Origin of the sequence: Photobacterium satsumensis, assembly GCF_050336935.1 — a bacterium.
Lineage (GTDB): Bacteria > Pseudomonadota > Gammaproteobacteria > Enterobacterales > Vibrionaceae > Photobacterium > Photobacterium satsumensis.
This window is the reverse complement of record NZ_JAKJSK010000006.1, coordinates 619,427-636,249: the sequence shown is the minus strand read 5'-3', so window position 1 is coordinate 636,249 and position 16,823 is coordinate 619,427. Positions and strand designations below refer to the sequence as shown.

The window sequence follows — 16,823 nt, the reverse complement described above, 5'->3', positions numbered from 1 at the left end:
ACTCGATGTATGGCAAAATCATCAAGTTATATAAGTACTTATATAGCAAAGTTAAACAATCACCAGCCTTCACACACGACAACATATGACACTGAGCGCACTTCATGTCTAAGAAAGTTAAAGCTTCGGCTCACATAGCACAAATTTCAGATAACTTTTTCTTCGACTGCCAAAAAAAAACACTATTCACGACAATCGGATTAATTTCTCTCAATAGAGCAGAGAAAGAAGTTCTTTTTCAGCTAGTCAGCCAAGCACCAAATATGGTTAGCAAAGAAGCGCTTTTAGCGGCCGGTTGGGCGAGAAAAGAAGTAGCAGAAACCTCCCTATTTCAAACCATCCGTACGCTAAGGATTAAACTCAAAGAAGAAGACGTGGGTCAGATTATTGAGCTTGTACCCCGTCTGGGCTATCAAATTAAGATTCAACGTCTGCTTACCTCTGATGAGTACATTGCCATCAGCACCCCCCAAAAAAGCAAAAGAATAACCCGTTCTAAAGTGAGATGGGCTTGTGTAGGTGCCTCCGTTTTAGCAGTCTGTGTCGCGTTGATAGGGTTCTTCGCCAGTGACACGCCTACTGAATACAAATATAAGCTCATAAATGATAAAAATAACAATACCATTGTTTTTCTGTCCATGAAGCAAGATGATTTCGACTATCTTTTGCAGGCCAGTGATATCTTTTTTACTCCAACTAACCTCAATAATAAGCTGATGTTTATTCATAAGTTAGACGATGAGTTTTCTATTGCTATTTGCGATAAAACCCCTAACGGCTGCGATATCGATACAGCACAGGCCATCAGCTTTAACCATTCGGAATTAAGTACATTATGGGATTTACTTGGAAACTACCTGCCCAAGGTACCACCTTTGGCTGCAATGAATGTGCTAAAAGACAATACCGCTATTCAGTCTGGGGTTAAGTCCTACAATATTTTCCTTGAAAAGGGTGATTTCACGACGAGTCTCTCACATCATTTCGCCAACTTGGTCGACGAGGCTACATGGCTATTTACAACAATCAATTATCGGCCAAATGCCGACCACAGTGAGTTTATCGCCGCTTCATTTCGTGGAGGCCGGGCAATCATGAGCGATCACAGTAAAATGCCATTTCTGATAACCATCAATAACTACCCAGAATATTTTTACTGGGTACTCAGCCCTTCGGATAAAAAGCAACTTGGCATCAAACCGCCGACCAAGCAAGAAATCAACACGAACGATTTCAATATTAAAGTTGACGAATACGCAAGCTACCTGCTGTACCGTCAAAATCAGTTACAACTGTGGCTATCTGAAGGCTATGGCTTTCACTGGTTTGTCAAAGATGAAAGCGATGACAATGTCTTCAACAAACTGATTGAAGGTGACCAATGTTCTGCACTGCCCATTGAATTTGAGAATCCAACAAACTGTGATTAATCTGGTTTATGTCTCCGTAGGTAGAGAAAGGATTGCGAACCAGCTGAAATGTAAATAAGATGTTAAGGTGCTTATCGATAAAATCCAAGGATAGGAGGCTAACTGATGATATTGAGACAAGTTATTTATCGCTTTTTCTATAGCTTGAGAGTTTTCTTTAACTTAACTTTCAAGCCATTACTTGGGCTCATTGCTGTAGGTGTCGTCATTTCAACCCTATTACTGCTGTCAGCCCAAACTCAACTCGCCGGCGCTTTAATCTTCATCGGCTGCATTGCAACCGCATTGTGGATCACCCTTGTGCGCTACTATTATTCAGCAATTTTAAATTGGTCTGATACTCGTAAAGAGGAAGCCTCAGTCATTAACTTTCCGAATAAAAACCTGAAATAATGCTTAATATCGGATGCCACAATGCCGCCTAGCGTTACCATGTAACAAGGTAAGTCAGGAGGAAGAACCTCCTGACGTGAAGCTTTTTAGCTAGACGGTGTATAACACCTTAATGATGTGCCAGCCGAACTTAGTCTTTACAGCTTCAGGGATAACACCACGCAATTCCGGATGTTTTAATTTAAGTGCCTCGCTGGTGCTGATCGCTTTATCCGAAAAGACCGCCTTATCAAACTGTGGCACCATCTGCCCTTTGCGAAACTCGCCTAAATCACCGCCCTTTTTACCTGATGGACACGTTGAATGTTTCTTTGCCAGCGTCTGGAATTTTGCGCCTTTCTTAAGTTGCTGAAGAATATCTTCTGCGAGTTCTTTGTGTTTCACCAGAATGTGAAGCGCATGTGCTGTGCGTGCCATGGGGGACCTCATTATTTCTATGCTGTTAAAACAGCACCAGTCAGTTCAATTTACTTTAATACCAGTCTACGAAATTTTAAAATCAGTCATGTTCAACGACTGATCAAGAATGGTATAACCAGAAGATAATTGGTCTGAACTATACACGTCAATGGCCCTTCAACCAACTCCAGGCTTTTCCAGTAACAAAAAAAGCCAGCATTATTGCTGGCTTTTTTATCTGAATGCGTTGCTATTGTTCTGACTTGAGGATCTCAGCCGTTTCCAATTGTGTCATCTGACGGATCTGACGCCACATATAGAAGAAAATGCCCATCATCATCAACATTGATGGAATCGCAATAGCGGGGTAGCTCACCAGAGTCAGACGCCCCAACTCTTCATTAAAGGCTTGTGTGCCTGAAGGGCTAGTAACAATCATTTTGGCCAATACGTAATTCATCGCCGATGAAAAGACGAAGGTACCGGCAAACAGGTAGTTTGACGTAAGCAGGCGGCGTTCAAAGTCACTCTTGCGGCCAAACTCGTTCAACTTCTGGTTGATCAGCGGAAGGTTCAATACTGTTTCGTTGAAAAGCATCTTGCTCACAACCGGGTACTTGGTGAACGTAGAAGCAAAAACCCCTACACCAATGAGACCTGGAATCAAGGCTTCTTTAACCGCTAACCACTTGGGATCAAGCTGAAGCAACCCGATACCACCGGTAAGCAACACACTGATAAAACCCAACAGCGAGATAAAGTTAAACTTTTTGTACTTAATCAGCTCATAACTACCCAGTACAACCGGAAAAGCCAAGGCCACAACAAGTGCACCAACAGAGCCAAGATACTCGTCACCACTTAGCTTCATCAATACGACTGAAGGCACGATAACGTTAAAAATCAAATCATTAAAAGGACTAGCTTTCTTTTCCGTCATAATATTTTACAAAGTTATTTAAACGTAAACATCTACATTGTTCCGTGAAATGGCCCCGCTGTAAAGTAGGCGACCGTTACAAAAGGTTAAATCGCCTTCGCGAAATAGGCAAAATTCATCAACAATCTGATGAGAAAACCCTACTTAGCTTCATTTTGAATGATGCAAACCCACCTATCCTCTCCCATACTTTCCACATTATGCTTTGGCTGTGTTCGGGAGTTTTACATGAATAAACCAGTGGTTGCCGATTTCAAACCCGTAAAAGTTCCATTAGAAAAAGGACAAACTTATTACTTCTGCACCTGTGGACGGTCAGCTACGCAGCCTTTCTGCGACGGTTCGCACCAAACCACCGACTTCAAGCCAAAGAGCTTTAAAGCAGAAAAAGATGGGGATGCCTTTCTCTGTGCCTGCAAGCACACCGCTAATGCCCCATTTTGTGACGGTACCCACAAACAGTTCAGTGCGGATAATGTTGGCAAAGAAGGCCCGGGAGTCACGGCCAGTGCAAATGCATTACCAACAGCAAAAGCCACCAAAGAAGAACCCAATGTCGAATTTATCCATCAACTCGCCCGCGAGGGCCTAAGCAATCTCGGCCATCACGGAGCAATGACGGCAATGGGTGTACCGAGATATCAACTGCCTGACTGGGATGATATCCAGATAATGGTGGCCCAGATGGCCACGAAGCCTCTGATGGAAGATGCAAAGGTCAATACTGAATTAGTGATTGGGCCAAAGGCAAAAAAGCCGTTGGTACTCAATATCCCACTGTTTGTGTCAGACATGAGCTTCGGTGCGCTCTCTGAAGAAGCAAAGACCGCCCTGGCGATGGGAGCCGAGTTGGTAGGTACCGGAATTTGTTCTGGGGAAGGCGGAATGCTCGCAGAAGAGCAGCAAGCTAACAGCCGCTATTTTTACGAACTGGCCAGTGCCATGTTTGGCTACCATGAAGGTCTATTAAAGAAGGTACAAGCCTTCCACTTTAAAGGCGGTCAAGGTGCGAAAACCGGCACCGGAGGGCATTTACCCGCGATTAAAAACACAGGTAAAATAGCTAAAACCCGGTGCCTTGAAGAAGGTACAGATGCGATATCTCCCCCGACATTCAAAGATCTCAAAACACCGCGTGATTTTGCGGCGTTCGCCGACAATGTCAGGGTGATCACTGGCGGGATCCCTATCGGCTTCAAACTCAGCGCCAATCATATTGAAAGAGATATGGGGTTTGCGCTAGAAGCTGGCGCCGATTACATCATTCTCGATGGGCGTGGAGGTGGCACAGGTGCCGCTCCGGAAATTTTTCGGGATCATATCAGTGTTCCCACCATTCCTGCCCTAGCCCGGGCTCGATACTTTCTAGACAAGCAAGGTATGACTGGAGACGTTACACTGATAATCACCGGTGGATTACGTACCCCTTCAGATTTCGTCAAAGCGATGGCCTTAGGAGCCGACGGAATTGCCCTTGCCAACAGCGCTATGCAGGCCATAGGCTGCGTGGGTGCGAGAATTTGCAACACCAATAACTGCCCTGCAGGCATTGCTACACAAGATCCCGAGCTGCGCAAAAAACTCGACCCTAATATTGCTGCCACCAAACTGGCGAACTACCTCAATGCATCGATCCAATTAATGCAAGTAATGGCACGTGCGTGCGGGCACCATCACCTAAACCAGTTTAACCAAGATGACTTAGCCACTTGGAGTCATGAAATGGCGCAACTAGCAGGGATTGAGTATTCAGGGTTCAAGCAGCGCGAATAGGAAAAATTGCGAACGCTGCATTTTCCATCAAGCGTAAATTCCTATATGGTTAGCACTCAACTAATGATCGGATATTCATATGCTTACAACAAACGATACGGCACTAGTAATTGTTGATGTCCAAGGCAAGCTTGCGCAAATCATGGACAGCAAGGATACGCTTTTTAAAAATTTAGAAACCGTTGTCAAAGGCGCTAAAATTCTGGATATCCCGATTATCTGGGTAGAGCAGATCCCACACAAATTAGGCCCGACCATTCCACAAATTTCCGACCATTTGCTCGATCATACCCCTATCGCTAAAAACAGTTTCAGCTGTTGTCGCGAACCGATGTTTGTCGATGCTTTGTCAGAGTCAGGCTGCAGGAATGTTGTGGTCGTTGGCATTGAAGCGCACATCTGTGTCTATCAAACAGTCCGGCATCTGCTTGAAGCTGACTACCATGTCGAAGTGGTCGCTGATGCGGTATCGTCACGCAACCCAACCAACAAACAGATTGCGCTGGAAAAAATGCAGCAATTTGGCGCGTCGCTAACCACAGCCGAGATGCTGATATTTGAACTTCAAGAAGTTGCTGAAGGTGAACGCTTTAGAGATATTCTCGGCGTCGTGAAATAGTCGTGACAATAAAAAACGCGGTGCCATACACCGCGTTTACATTCTTTCTGTGTGATTTCACGCTATGCTGATCGCTTAAAAACCCACACCAGCAAAATATGAGGAAACTATACTAAGCGTCAATGCAAACGTCATAACACCCAACACCGGCTTGCTTTTCGTCACCAGCGGCATTAGCCAAACACCGACAGCCGCCAACAGCAACCCCAAGCTGATCACCTGGGAGATAAACGGCATAATAGCCCCCGTCGTCTCAATCTGACTTGATAATTCTCCGAGCTGTGGAAGGCCCGTAAGTAGACAGATAACCGCGATAATCGCGCCTAAACGGGGCAATAGCGTGTTCACCTCTTCGACTTTGTGCTGCGCCCTCACCAAACAAGCATGCGCAAGTAAGGTACCACCGCAGAGTGTCGTCGCCAAAAAGTGCGAAGCAACCAACCAATGATCACTTCTTACTGCCAGACCATGAATGAGATAGCTCCCTCCAGCAAAAACGGCTAAAACCAAGCAGTACTTTCGGAAAAGATCCGAGCCCACCAGCACTTTTTCAACAAACCAATAAAATAGCGCAACGGCAAAAAACGTGATCGCAAGCAGTGCTTCAACACCAATACGGTAGCCATCGGCTGTATCAGCAAGCATCAAGTTCAACTCTCTCAGCAAGAGTGCACTGAATAGCATTAACCATAAAACAAGCATTGTCTTATGTAGACGATCAGCTTGACCGAAACACAACTTGCCACTCAATAACACCATACCAAGGACAATAAATGCGCCAATCGACATTTGGGTTAACACACTTGAAAGAATAAATGGCCACTCAAACCAAGCCATAAGTCACCTCGTCGTCATTCTCTCTGACGAATTTGAAAACGTAAGGCGCCGTATTTTGCCTGACAGCCATAATTTGTCCACAAAAAAGCCCAGATCACACACGAACTGGGCAGATTATTCAGTCACGGTTTGACAATCCGCTATTCGACTTTCTCTGATTTATATGAACGTTTAGGCTTAGCAACATCAGACGATAACGGCTGAGCTTTCAAGCAAGCAATCGTTACCAACAGAGACACCACAGCAACAACTACCAAACCGCCATAGGTCATGGTGAACCCTTCCGCTAAGGCTACTGGGTCAAACTGAGACAAACCATCAGCGCTCCCCTCACCAACATGCACCGGCACTTTGAGGTGAAACAGAGCTGCACAGAATGCAACGCCGAGTGCACCGCCAAATTCACGACCATAGCCAAACATCGACAGGCCAATCCCTCGATCATGGGGAGGTAACACATTCTGCACCACTACATTCAAACTTGGTAATGTCAAACCAAGCCCTAGACCAGCAAAAGCCAACGCAACGGTCATTGTTAAACCTTGGAATAGCAGAAAAACAGCCACGACTGACATACCAAAGCCGAGCACAGTCAACGATTTATAGAGTCCTGTTTTGGCAATTCGTTTACCGCCAAGGTACGCCCCGCATGTGATACTCATCATAAATACCATCATGACTAACCCACTGGCCGAAGCACTCATTCCATGTTGCCATTGCATTTGGAGCGGTAAATACACCAGTACGGCAAACATCAACAACTGCGAACACATAATCAACAACACACTGATCAAATAGCCCGGAAGACGAAATATTCGCATTGGTAAAATAGGGTCTGACACCCGTTTTTCCACAATGACAAACAACACCAAAGATATAGCAAGAGCGGCAATTAAGCTGACTTGGCCGATCATGATATCTGGAGACATTAACAACAATAATAAGGTGGTAATTGCCATCAGCAAACCCGCACCCGCCCAATCAAAACGGCTGTCACGCCCTTTACTCAGATGTTTAAGGTTTGTATTAATCATCCATATCGCCAACGCACCTAAAGGAAGATTGATCCAAAAGACCCATCGCCAACTTAAGTGCTCGGCAAAATACCCCCCCAGCAAAGGACCAGCGATGCTCGAAGCCGCATATACGGCAGAAATATAACCCTGGTACTTACCGACCTCTCTGGCGGGAATGCAGTCGGCAATTACAGTAAAGGCCAGTGCAATAAGGCCGCCTCCACCGATCCCCTGCAGCACCCGTGCTGCAACAAGTGTTGGCAGGTCTTGTGCAATGGCACATGCAACCGAGCCGAGTAAAAACAAAACAACACTGATATTCAGCATTTTTACCCGTCCGAAGATATCGCTCAGCTTGCCATATACCGGCAATACGGCAGTTGCCGCCAATAGATATGCGGTAACAACCCAGGTTAATGCCTGCCCGGCGCCAAGCTCTTCACCTATGATGGGCAAAGGCGTAGTGACGATGCTTTTCTCTAATGAACCCAGCGCAATAACCAATGCGACGCTGGCAAAAATCGTTTTTGGCGACATACGCCCTCCTATGAATGCGCAACAAGGATAATTCAAACTATTGATTTCGAAAACAGAAGATTAATAAGCATTGGCTCATATTAATGCTCATCAATAGCTCAGGCAGCATTGACAAACGGCAACTATTGCTCTAACTTATTTTTCAGGAAGAATTAAGTCGCCTTGTTTCACTCATATTTGCATATTTACAGGGTTACGCTTTCACTTATTTTATACAGATTCAATAGTTGGGATGCTTATGTACGCGATCACAAATATCAATGTTTTTAACGGTCAAGATATCCTTGAAAACCAAGCTATTATTGTTAATAGCGATACAATTGACGCGATAGTTCCCATGCAAGATGCTAGCCTCCCCGCCACGGTTTACGATGGCCAAGGCTTAACGGCAACTGCAGGGTTCATTGACCTTCAGCTCAACGGCTGTGGTGGGGTCATGCTTAATGTGAACATTTCTAAGCAAACACTTGACACCATGAACCATACCAACATCCAAAATGGCACAACCCAGTATCTACCGACACTGATCACAAGTCAGCATGAAACAATGTGCCAAGCAGTTGAACTTGTCGCTGAAATTGAAGCCCCGCTAAATGAAGGCATTATAGGGTTACACCTTGAGGGCCCATTTATTAGCAAAGAAAAAAAAGGGGCTCACAACGAAAGTCATATCCGCATTCTCGATGAACTAACCGCTCACTACCTTGCTGATAATGCCAAACTCATTTCTGTCATTACACTTGCTCCAGAAAATACATCACAAGCTGTTATTGATATTCTCAATAACGCAGGTATCACTGTTTCATTAGGCCATACCAATGCCAACTACCAACAGCTGACGAGCAAAAAGCATTTGAAGATGGCAACCCACTTGTACAACGCAATGACGCCACTTGGCTCACGTGAACCCGGAGCCGTTGGTTATATCTTCGATAAAAAGCCGCATGCAGGCATTATCGTAGACGGTATTCACTCATCATATGCATCAGTGCGTATCGCCCACCAGCAACTTGGCGAAAAGCTATTTATGGTCACCGACGCTGTCGCGCCAGCCGGTACAGATATGACTGAATATGACATGGCCGGTACAACAGCCTATGTCACCGACGGTAAATGCCATTACGCAGACGGCACGATTGCAGGTGCAGCCATTACAATGATTGAGGGAGTAAGAAACCTTATCCAGCATGTAGGCCTAAGCCGAGAGGAAGCGCTACGAATGGCTAGCCTTTACCCAGCGAAAGCCATCGGTATCGATGACCAGTATGGTCGCCTTTCTCCTGGCTATAAAGCCAATATTACGCTGCTGAACGATCACAACGAAGTGTGCTCTGTGTTTCAAATGGGGATGAAACGCTTATAATCGAATACCGATAAAAAATGCTTCTGGCTTCAAGCGGATAGCCTCTTCACAGGTATCCGCTTGACGCGATTCGCCCTCAAATGGTACTAATCACTTATGCTCACCTAAAACAGTACCTTACCTGCCATGCTAAACACCCAATGGCTCCACACCTTTATTACCTTGGTTGAAGTTGGCCACTTCACGCAAACAGCAGAAAAACTATTTATGACTCAACCGGGGGTCAGCCAACATATTAAAAAGCTGGAAGAGCAAGCCGGCACCTCATTAATCAAACGTATAGGCAAGCGGTTTGAACTCACACCAGCAGGTCAACAACTTTACCAATACGGCTTGAGGCGACAAGAAGATGAGAAACAGCTATTGGGCCAATTGTTGGCTGATGACCCATTCTGCGGTGAGTGCCATATAGCCTGCTCTGGTTCGCTAGCTATGTTTCTCTACCCTCATTTCCTAAACCACCAGCAAAACCACCAAGCTATCAGTACTCATTTGGAATCAGCACCCAACCACCGCATTCTGGAAGGGATCAAGAACGGTCAATTCGATATCGGCATCATTACCCATGCCGTCGCAGATCAATACTTCGACCAAACGAAAATTGGTCAAGAAGCCTTATGCGTCGTCGTGCCAGCTAACTACCCGGACGAGAAATTAGATAAAGAGTCATTGTACTCACTGGGTTTTATCAACCACCCAGACGGTAAGCATTACTTACAACAGGTACACCTAGCCAATTACAGTGACAGCCATTTCGATTTCAACAAAATAAAAAAAACGGGTTACATAAACCAGCTCAATCAAATTCTGCTCCCTGTCTCTAAAAGTCTTGGCTTTACCGTGTTACCAGAAAAGGCCGTCGATCACTTCAGCTACCAAGACAAAATAAAAACATTAGCGGTGCCGAATACCGTTAGCCAAGAGCTGTACTTAATCTGGAAGCAGCACAGACCTTTACCAAAGCGTTATACTCAGATCATGAATACGATAACTCAGCTTCTAGAATGAAATGAAAAAAATCCTGCTTAACCAGCAGGATAAATCTTATACCCTTACACCCAATGCTGAAGCCCCAATTAATAGCGGGACTTTATAGATCTCGCATCAGAATTTCATACTCTTCTTCTGCAAGTTCTATCAATTTGGCGAGCTCTCGAGCATCATCACTCGACAGAGATAGGTGCCATTGCACATCATCTCTTTCAAGCTGATTTTTACAAATGAGTTCCGTTTTTTTTCCTTCGGAATAGAAATACAGTTGGTCAAATTCACCACTCAAACGACTATTCTGCTCCAAAATATTAACTTCAAGCTCTCCTACAGGACTTATTGTCACATCCGCATGAAGTTTTGATTCTCCAGGTAAAATGAAATGCCTATGCTCAGCCAACATACGACAGCCTCCTATCTGACTTACGCCATGATTCTCCCGCGACAGCGAACTCACAAATGTAATTCGCTGAACAACGCTGCATGCAGCGCCCCCAGTTCAATAACAAGTCTAGTTAAAACAGCAAAAGGAAAATGAAAATTCACGAAAGGATAACAATTATTCATTCATTTTTTTGCTCGGCATCAAATTTTCGTGATTTGAGCAAAATCATGGCACGGTTTTCTATCCTCCTAGCCCGCTTTCTGGCACAGTCATATACCCCCACTAATAAAATGCTGGGCTAAACAGTAAATACCAAGGAAGTACCCATGATAGATTTTCGTTCTGATACCGTAACCCGCCCTACTCAAGCCATGCGAGACGCAATGGCCAATGCCGCTGTCGGCGATGATGTTTATGGCGATGATCCAACCGTCAACGATCTAGAGCAATGGGCTGCAGAGCGACATGGGTTTGAAAGTGCACTCTTTTGTAGTTCAGGTACCCAAGCCAATTTACTGTCGTTAATGGCACACTGTGAACGTGGTGATGAATACCTATGCGGACAGCAAGCGCACAATTACATGTTTGAGGGTGGTGGTGCTGCAGTTCTAGGCTCAATACAACCTCAACCGATTGAAAATGAAAAAGACGGCACGATCCCCTTCACTAAGTTGGCAGCCGCAATCAAACCTGACGATGCCCATTTCGCACAAACACGCCTGCTAAGCCTTGAAAACACCATCAATGGTAAGGTACTTCCACTGTCCTATATGGCAGAAGCACGTGAATTCGTTAACCAACACAACCTAAAGCTGCACTTAGACGGAGCCCGGGTTTACAATGCTGCTACCGCTTTAGATGTCGATATCAAAGCGATCAGCCAGTACTTTGATTCAATGACAATCTGCCTATCCAAAGGATTAGGTGCGCCCATTGGCTCACTGGTACTGGGAGACAAAGCCTTCATTACAAAAGTACGTCGCTGGCGGAAAGTACTCGGGGGTGGAATGCGTCAGGCAGGGATTCTAGCTGCGGCGGCAAAGATTGCCTTGACCGATCATGTGGCACGATTAGCTGATGATCATGCGAATGCCAAAAAGCTGGCTGAAGGATTAAACCGCCTACCTGGCTTTAAGGTTAATACCGAGGTAGTCCAAACCAATATTGTCTTCACTAAAGTCGACCCAAGCATTGACCAACAGTTGCTTGCCACGAAACTGAAAGAGAAAGACATCATTGTCACACCGGGCAATCCGATGCGACTGGTTACCCATATTGATATTAGTAGTGAAGATATCGACACATTTTTATCTGAGCTTGAAGCGGCATTGCGATAAGCCAAATAGCGGGTGACTACACAGTTAAAAAAGCGCCTACTTGTCACATCAAATAGGCGCTTTTTATAACAATCAAACTTAGAAACGATAACCCAAGCTCACTGATGATAGTCCGTGTTCAACCTTGATCTCGTCATCATCCAATCTGGTTGGTACCACTAACCTCAGTCCCAGCTCCCAGTTTTTATAATTAACAACGGTGCCTAAATGGGAGTTAAAGCCGAAGCCTGTAGAATCGAACTTTTCTTGGCTATTATCTGCATTCTTCAATTTGCCGTCAGCATTCAAATAATGCACCCCCGCCCCTAGCTCTACACGCCAACTTTTACACGACGAGCACAGTTTGCGATCGCCCCACTGATAAAACAGTACCGGCGTAAACCCGACGGAATAGCCTTTGTAATTACCACCGACAAAGTGATCATCATCGTCGTCATCGTAATCTAAATCAAAATAGCTGGCAGAGAGTTCGGTGTGATAACCCCAGCGGGTGGACTCCGAGAAAAAGTATGGCGACTGAACAAGAGAGACAACAGGCGTAACAGAGCTTGAAGAGTTAAATGGGATATCGCTGAATTGCCCCTTTTTTGTAATATCAACATTGCCGGCCAACTTTGCAATGCCCAATTTTACACTAGGAACCCTAAACAGTGTTTCTAAATCCATAGCATGGGCTGGAGAGCCCGAATAAAGCACAATCGTGCTCATAATTAAATATCCGTATTTTTTCATGCGCCATTCCTATGACTACTACCACTTATATATCCAACTAACTTCTAGTTAAGCACGACAATTGCCCAAAAAAAAGCCCAGCATTTGCTGGGCTTACATTTCATTATTCTTTAGTGAGGTTCTACACACTTTCTATTTATTAACACTGGCACAATAGAGTGTTTTTTAATCAATATCTAGAACAAATGATTATTCAATAATAAATGGCAAACAATACTCGCTACATACCCCAAGGCAATGACTGGCATCCACTTCAAGTGTCCGAAGAATGTGTATTTACCGTGAGCAGCGCCCATCAAGGCAACACCAGCCGCAGAACCAATAGATAGCAAGCTACCACCGACACCAGCGGTCAATGTCACTAATAACCAGTTACCCAATGATAGTTCGGGCTCCATCGTCAAAACAGCAAACATCACAGGTATATTATCCACTATTGCAGACAGTATACCGACCATAATGTTCGCCCATACCGGGTTCCACTGGGAGTACATCACCTCTGAGACCATGCCAAGATAACCCAGCAAGCTAAGCCCCCCTACACACATCACAACACCATAGAAGAACAACAGCGTATCCCACTCGGCGTGAGATACTCGTTTGAATACATCAAAGGGAACAACAGAACCTATCCGCTTTAACGCTTCATCATCGTTATTGGCAAGAGCGGCCGCTTTTTTCTTCTCCAGTGAGCGTGGTAATGTCTTACGAAGGTAGAAACCGAAGAACTGCAAATACGCCAAACCCATCATCATGCCAATAACCGGCGGGAAATGGACTAGTGCATGGAACCCTACCGCAGTGGCTATTGTCAAAACAAACAAAAAGACGATGCGCCTCGCGCCTCGCTTCAATTCGACATACTCAGTTGTGGTATTTGGCCTTGTCTTAGGAACGAAGAATGACATGATAGCCGCAGGGATAACATAGTTAACCAAGGATGGAATAAATAGGTCGAGGAACTGAGTAAAACTGACGAGTCCCGTTTGCCAGACCATTAACGTTGTAATATCGCCAAAGGGACTAAAGGCCCCGCCAGCATTGGCAGCCACCACGATATTAATACAGGCGATATTGATAAAACGCAGGTTGCTCCCCCCCACCTTCATAACAACAGCACACATCAACAATGCGGTAGTTAAGTTATCGGCGATAGGGGAAATCACGAACGATAAACAGCCCGTAAGCCAAAACAAACTCCTGAAATTAAACCCTTTACCCACCATCCAAGCTTGCAGCGAATCGAATAACCGCCGCTCTTCCATTGCACTGATATAAGTCATCGCAACTAACAAGAACAGCAGTAGTTCTGCGTACTCTAACAAATTATGCTCTAAAGCCGCTTTTGCCAGTTCGATTTGCCCCTGTTCCTGATACACAAACCCAATCATTAGCCATATCAAACCTGCGGCTAATAAAACGGGCTTAGACTTTCTCAGTTGCAGATATTCCTCTCCCATCACCAAGCAATAAGCCAAGCCAAAAATAATGAGTGATGCATAACCTACTGTTGACTGGGTTAAATCAGCACCTGGTGCAGCGGCAAAAGCACTACCTCCTGCCATTAGGGCTACAGCGATCCCCCCGAACAGCATACTTCCTCGTAACAGTTTCATTCGCTACTCAACTCCCTGAGTGATTAACTTGAGTTAGTGTACACATTCCTTGTGGATATTTATGTGAAGCAATCCAATATGTTAACAGCAATTACAACACACAATTAACACCATGTGAACATACACAGAAGAAAACCGCTACCTTCACAAGTACTCTGTGACACGCCGCATTTATTTGCTACCACAATTGATTTTGCAAACCTCATCAATCGTGAACCAAACTACTCTATGACTGCCGATAAAATCAGAGCTATTAGCTGAAGAGAGGATGCCATAACATGAAAACAATCGAGTACTGGTTGGAAGAACTCAAGAATGAAGCACTCAACGCAAACTGGGACGAAGCTGCCAATGCTCGATTACTGAATGAAACACCTACAGCGTTGTTTGGCCTAGTTGTTGGCCCAAAACACAGTGAAGCCATTGCATACTGGTTAGATGCTTGCTGTCAGTTAAGTACATTTCATCAACACGCTGGTAATGTTGACCTTGCATTCCAATACCAACAATTTAGTTACAGCAAGATTCAAGCTCTAGCGACAGTACCCAATCAAGAAACCGCCATTAAGCGTTGGTGTATCAAAAAGCTAGAGCTCATGGTTGTCAGTATGCTGGAGTTCTGCCAACAACAACCCCACCTATCCTGGCAGAATGAAAGCAAACACCTTATCGATTCTCATGTGTATTTTATGCAGCAATTGTCGCATCAAAATTTGTCATTAGGGCCAGTTATCAAAACTTCACATTAGCCCCTTATTCACTTTGCCCTCGGTATAGTGAACCCCAACGGCTGGTTCGATATTCTCTATTGCCTCATTATTGAGAAGCCGTTAAGAAACTTTACAAGCCCTACATCAAATTAATCCTGAATTAGGATTTTTTACTATGCTGAAAAGTGCAACGGTACAGCAGACACGGGGTTTATTCCGATGACACTTCCATCCTTTAGTAAATATTGCCGACGATTGGTTTTTAGCGTGTTTTCCCTTGCTGCTGTTTCGCCGGGTTATGCCGAAATCCACCCAACACCTCCTGAAGTCGCAGCCCAGTCATGGGTTTTAATGAGTTACGATACCGGTCAGATCATTGCTGGGGAAAATATTCACGCTCCCCATGCACCAGCCAGCTTGGTCAAAATTATGACTAGCTATGTCGTTGGCCAAGAAATCAAGTCAGGCCATATAACTTCAGACGACATGGTCGTGATCAGCGAAAATGCCTGGGGAAAAAAGTTTCCCGGCTCATCAAAGATGTTCCTCAATGTTGGTGACCAAGTCTCGGTCGACGATCTTAACCGAGGTGTCATTATCTCATCAGGAAATGATGCGACGGTAGCCCTGGCTGAGCATGTTGCCGGCCACCAAGCGGCCTTTATCGAAATGATGAATCGTCACGCTGAAAAAGTCGGAATGAAAGATACCTTCTTTACTAATCCTCATGGATTGGATTCAGCAGAGCAACAAACAACAGCTTATGATATGGCATTACTGTCTAAAGCACTGATCACTGATTTGCCCGATATATACCCACTTTTTAAAGAGAAGTCGTTCACTTTCGGGAAAATCAAGCAAGGTAACCGTAATTCATTGCTGTGGGATAGCACTATCAAAGTTGATGGTATTAAAACCGGCTATACCAAAAAAGCAGGATACAGTCTCGTTTCTTCAGCCGAGTTAAATGGACAGCGATTAATTGCAGTCGTATTGGGCACAAAAAGTACGACTGTCCGCCGCAATGAAAGTAAAAAGCTCTTAACATGGGGATTTAGGTTTTACCAAGATATCGAGCCAAATTTCACTAAAGACGAATTGCTACCGCTGCGGGTTTGGTATGGCAGCCCATCAACTATCGATGTCGTTGTGGGTTCAGGGGGAAAAGTTACGATTCCTCGCCGCCAAAGAAAGAATGTTAAATACAGTATTCTGTATGAGAACTTAGAAGCGCCAGTCGCAAAAGATCAAGAAGTGGGTAAAGTCATTTGGTCTATCAATGATGAGGTCATTGCAGAGCAACCCCTGCTAGCCACACAAAGTGTTGAAGAAGCGCCTTGGTACAAGTCTATGCTTGATGTGGTATGGCGGCCTATAAACCAATGGTTCAGCGATCAGAACGAAGCGCTGAAAGCCTCGGCGAATCAAACCTAAAAAACTATACCTATACCTATACCTATACTCTCAAATAGCATTTATAGACAAAGAACAGGCAAAACTGCCTGTTCTTTGCGGTTAAATGAGGTTACTCATAATAGCCATCATCATCTTCAGATTCGAACCAGTCATCAAATTCAATATCATCCTGGTTCTCGTCCCACACCGCCTCTTCAATTAGATCGATGTCATTAGGATCAAACTCAAACATTGTGACTCTCCATGCCAGTTATGAACATATCGTGCCTACTAACAATTTCCTATAGAGACAATTGATAGATAAGGCAGGACATGGTTCCTTTGTACTCA

Annotated in this window: 17 protein-coding genes; 9 read left to right on the top strand and 8 right to left on the bottom strand. The window is 44.7% G+C overall.

The genetic code is table 11. The features are described from left to right. The first annotated feature begins 104 nt into the window (after positions 1–104). The gene (locus L4D79_RS02930; RefSeq protein WP_428647134.1) at positions 105–1,430 is read left to right on the top strand and encodes a winged helix-turn-helix domain-containing protein; all 1,326 of its coding nucleotides are present in this window, start codon (positions 105–107) and stop codon (positions 1,428–1,430) included. Positions 1,431–1,535: 105 nt separating this feature from the next. Then, entirely contained in the window at positions 1,536–1,823 is a 288-nt protein-coding gene (locus tag L4D79_RS02925; RefSeq protein ID WP_428647131.1) for a hypothetical protein, read from the top strand. A gap of 90 nt (positions 1,824–1,913) precedes the next feature. Here the strand turns inward: L4D79_RS02925 and L4D79_RS02920 are convergent, their stop codons facing one another. Both L4D79_RS02920 and L4D79_RS02915 read right to left on the bottom strand, forming a co-directional pair. After that, complete coding sequence (locus tag L4D79_RS02920; protein ID WP_428647128.1) at positions 1,914–2,240, bottom strand: peptidylprolyl isomerase; 327 nt, start codon at positions 2,238–2,240, stop codon at positions 1,914–1,916. Positions 2,241–2,472: 232 nt separating this feature from the next. Continuing rightward, positions 2,473–3,162 (bottom strand): VC0807 family protein, encoded by a 690-nt coding sequence (locus L4D79_RS02915; RefSeq protein ID WP_428647126.1) that lies wholly within the window; start codon positions 3,160–3,162, stop codon positions 2,473–2,475. Positions 3,163–3,390: 228 nt separating this feature from the next. Between L4D79_RS02915 and L4D79_RS02910 the strand changes: the two genes are divergently transcribed. Both L4D79_RS02910 and L4D79_RS02905 read left to right on the top strand, forming a co-directional pair. After that, on the top strand, positions 3,391–4,935 hold the full coding sequence (locus L4D79_RS02910; protein ID WP_428647123.1) for a glutamate synthase-related protein: 1,545 nt from the start codon (positions 3,391–3,393) through the stop codon (positions 4,933–4,935). 79 nt (positions 4,936–5,014) lie between these two features. Then, positions 5,015–5,554, top strand: coding sequence for a hydrolase (locus L4D79_RS02905; protein ID WP_428647120.1), 540 nt, complete (start codon positions 5,015–5,017; stop codon positions 5,552–5,554). Between the two features lie 75 nt (positions 5,555–5,629). Here L4D79_RS02905 and L4D79_RS02900 read toward each other — a convergent pair whose 3' ends face one another. Both L4D79_RS02900 and L4D79_RS02895 read right to left on the bottom strand, forming a co-directional pair. Then, positions 5,630–6,391, bottom strand: coding sequence for a DmsC/YnfH family molybdoenzyme membrane anchor subunit (locus L4D79_RS02900; protein WP_428647118.1), 762 nt, complete (start codon positions 6,389–6,391; stop codon positions 5,630–5,632). Positions 6,392–6,531: 140 nt separating this feature from the next. Continuing rightward, a complete protein-coding gene (locus L4D79_RS02895) occupies positions 6,532–7,944 on the bottom strand; it encodes an MDR family MFS transporter (RefSeq protein WP_428647115.1) in 1,413 nt (470 codons plus the stop codon). 238 nt (positions 7,945–8,182) lie between these two features. On the opposite strand from L4D79_RS02895, the gene nagA reads away from it, so the two are divergent. Further along, positions 8,183–9,307: an N-acetylglucosamine-6-phosphate deacetylase gene (nagA, locus tag L4D79_RS02890; protein WP_428647112.1), complete on the top strand. Its 1,125-nt coding sequence runs from the start codon at positions 8,183–8,185 to the stop codon at positions 9,305–9,307. 126 nt (positions 9,308–9,433) lie between these two features. Further along, positions 9,434–10,315: a LysR family transcriptional regulator gene (locus L4D79_RS02885; protein WP_428647109.1), complete on the top strand. Its 882-nt coding sequence runs from the start codon at positions 9,434–9,436 to the stop codon at positions 10,313–10,315. Between the two features lie 82 nt (positions 10,316–10,397). Here the strand turns inward: L4D79_RS02885 and L4D79_RS02880 are convergent, their stop codons facing one another. After that, a complete protein-coding gene (locus L4D79_RS02880; RefSeq protein ID WP_428647106.1) occupies positions 10,398–10,700 on the bottom strand; it encodes a hypothetical protein in 303 nt (100 codons plus the stop codon). A 308-nt stretch (positions 10,701–11,008) separates the two neighbouring features. Here L4D79_RS02880 and ltaE point away from each other — a divergent pair, with 308 nt between their 5' ends. Further along, complete coding sequence (ltaE, locus tag L4D79_RS02875) at positions 11,009–12,019, top strand: low-specificity L-threonine aldolase (RefSeq protein ID WP_428647104.1); 1,011 nt, start codon at positions 11,009–11,011, stop codon at positions 12,017–12,019. A gap of 78 nt (positions 12,020–12,097) precedes the next feature. Here ltaE and L4D79_RS02870 read toward each other — a convergent pair whose 3' ends face one another. Together L4D79_RS02870 and nhaD are read right to left on the bottom strand one after the other, a co-directional pair. After that, entirely contained in the window at positions 12,098–12,751 is a 654-nt protein-coding gene (locus L4D79_RS02870) for a hypothetical protein (protein ID WP_428647102.1), read from the bottom strand. Between the two features lie 176 nt (positions 12,752–12,927). Beyond that, positions 12,928–14,316, bottom strand: a complete 1,389-nt coding sequence (gene nhaD, locus L4D79_RS02865) for a sodium:proton antiporter NhaD (RefSeq protein WP_428651683.1) — start codon at positions 14,314–14,316, stop codon at positions 12,928–12,930. Positions 14,317–14,645: 329 nt separating this feature from the next. On the opposite strand from nhaD, the gene L4D79_RS02860 reads away from it, so the two are divergent. Beyond that, positions 14,646–15,116 carry a hypothetical protein gene (locus tag L4D79_RS02860; protein ID WP_428647099.1) on the top strand — a complete coding sequence of 157 codons (471 nt, stop codon included), beginning with the start codon at positions 14,646–14,648 and terminating at the stop codon, positions 15,114–15,116. A 180-nt stretch (positions 15,117–15,296) separates the two neighbouring features. After that, a complete protein-coding gene (locus L4D79_RS02855) occupies positions 15,297–16,511 on the top strand; it encodes a D-alanyl-D-alanine carboxypeptidase family protein (RefSeq protein WP_428647097.1) in 1,215 nt (404 codons plus the stop codon). A 91-nt stretch (positions 16,512–16,602) separates the two neighbouring features. Here L4D79_RS02855 and L4D79_RS02850 read toward each other — a convergent pair whose 3' ends face one another. Continuing rightward, positions 16,603–16,725 (bottom strand): hypothetical protein, encoded by a 123-nt coding sequence (locus L4D79_RS02850; RefSeq protein ID WP_428647095.1) that lies wholly within the window; start codon positions 16,723–16,725, stop codon positions 16,603–16,605. Positions 16,726–16,823 lie beyond the last annotated feature (98 nt).

Bases quoted from the DNA above. Each gene is read 5' to 3' on its own strand.
- L4D79_RS02930 (WP_428647134.1), top strand. From the start codon at position 105: ATGTCTAAGAAAGTTAAAGCTTCGGCTCACATAGCACAAATTTCAGAT.
- L4D79_RS02925 (WP_428647131.1), top strand. From the start codon at position 1,536: ATGATATTGAGACAAGTTATTTATCGCTTTTTCTATAGCTTGAGAGTT.
- L4D79_RS02920 (WP_428647128.1), bottom strand. From the start codon at position 2,240: ATGGCACGCACAGCACATGCGCTTCACATTCTGGTGAAACACAAAGAA.
- L4D79_RS02915 (WP_428647126.1), bottom strand. From the start codon at position 3,162: ATGACGGAAAAGAAAGCTAGTCCTTTTAATGATTTGATTTTTAACGTT.
- L4D79_RS02910 (WP_428647123.1), top strand. From the start codon at position 3,391: ATGAATAAACCAGTGGTTGCCGATTTCAAACCCGTAAAAGTTCCATTA.
- L4D79_RS02905 (WP_428647120.1), top strand. From the start codon at position 5,015: ATGCTTACAACAAACGATACGGCACTAGTAATTGTTGATGTCCAAGGC.
- L4D79_RS02900 (WP_428647118.1), bottom strand. From the start codon at position 6,391: ATGGCTTGGTTTGAGTGGCCATTTATTCTTTCAAGTGTGTTAACCCAA.
- L4D79_RS02895 (WP_428647115.1), bottom strand. From the start codon at position 7,944: ATGTCGCCAAAAACGATTTTTGCCAGCGTCGCATTGGTTATTGCGCTG.
- nagA (WP_428647112.1), top strand. From the start codon at position 8,183: ATGTACGCGATCACAAATATCAATGTTTTTAACGGTCAAGATATCCTT.
- L4D79_RS02885 (WP_428647109.1), top strand. From the start codon at position 9,434: ATGCTAAACACCCAATGGCTCCACACCTTTATTACCTTGGTTGAAGTT.
- L4D79_RS02880 (WP_428647106.1), bottom strand. From the start codon at position 10,700: ATGTTGGCTGAGCATAGGCATTTCATTTTACCTGGAGAATCAAAACTT.
- ltaE (WP_428647104.1), top strand. From the start codon at position 11,009: ATGATAGATTTTCGTTCTGATACCGTAACCCGCCCTACTCAAGCCATG.
- L4D79_RS02870 (WP_428647102.1), bottom strand. From the start codon at position 12,751: ATGAAAAAATACGGATATTTAATTATGAGCACGATTGTGCTTTATTCG.
- nhaD (WP_428651683.1), bottom strand. From the start codon at position 14,316: ATGGCAGGAGGTAGTGCTTTTGCCGCTGCACCAGGTGCTGATTTAACC.
- L4D79_RS02860 (WP_428647099.1), top strand. From the start codon at position 14,646: ATGAAAACAATCGAGTACTGGTTGGAAGAACTCAAGAATGAAGCACTC.
- L4D79_RS02855 (WP_428647097.1), top strand. From the start codon at position 15,297: ATGACACTTCCATCCTTTAGTAAATATTGCCGACGATTGGTTTTTAGC.
- L4D79_RS02850 (WP_428647095.1), bottom strand. From the start codon at position 16,725: ATGTTTGAGTTTGATCCTAATGACATCGATCTAATTGAAGAGGCGGTG.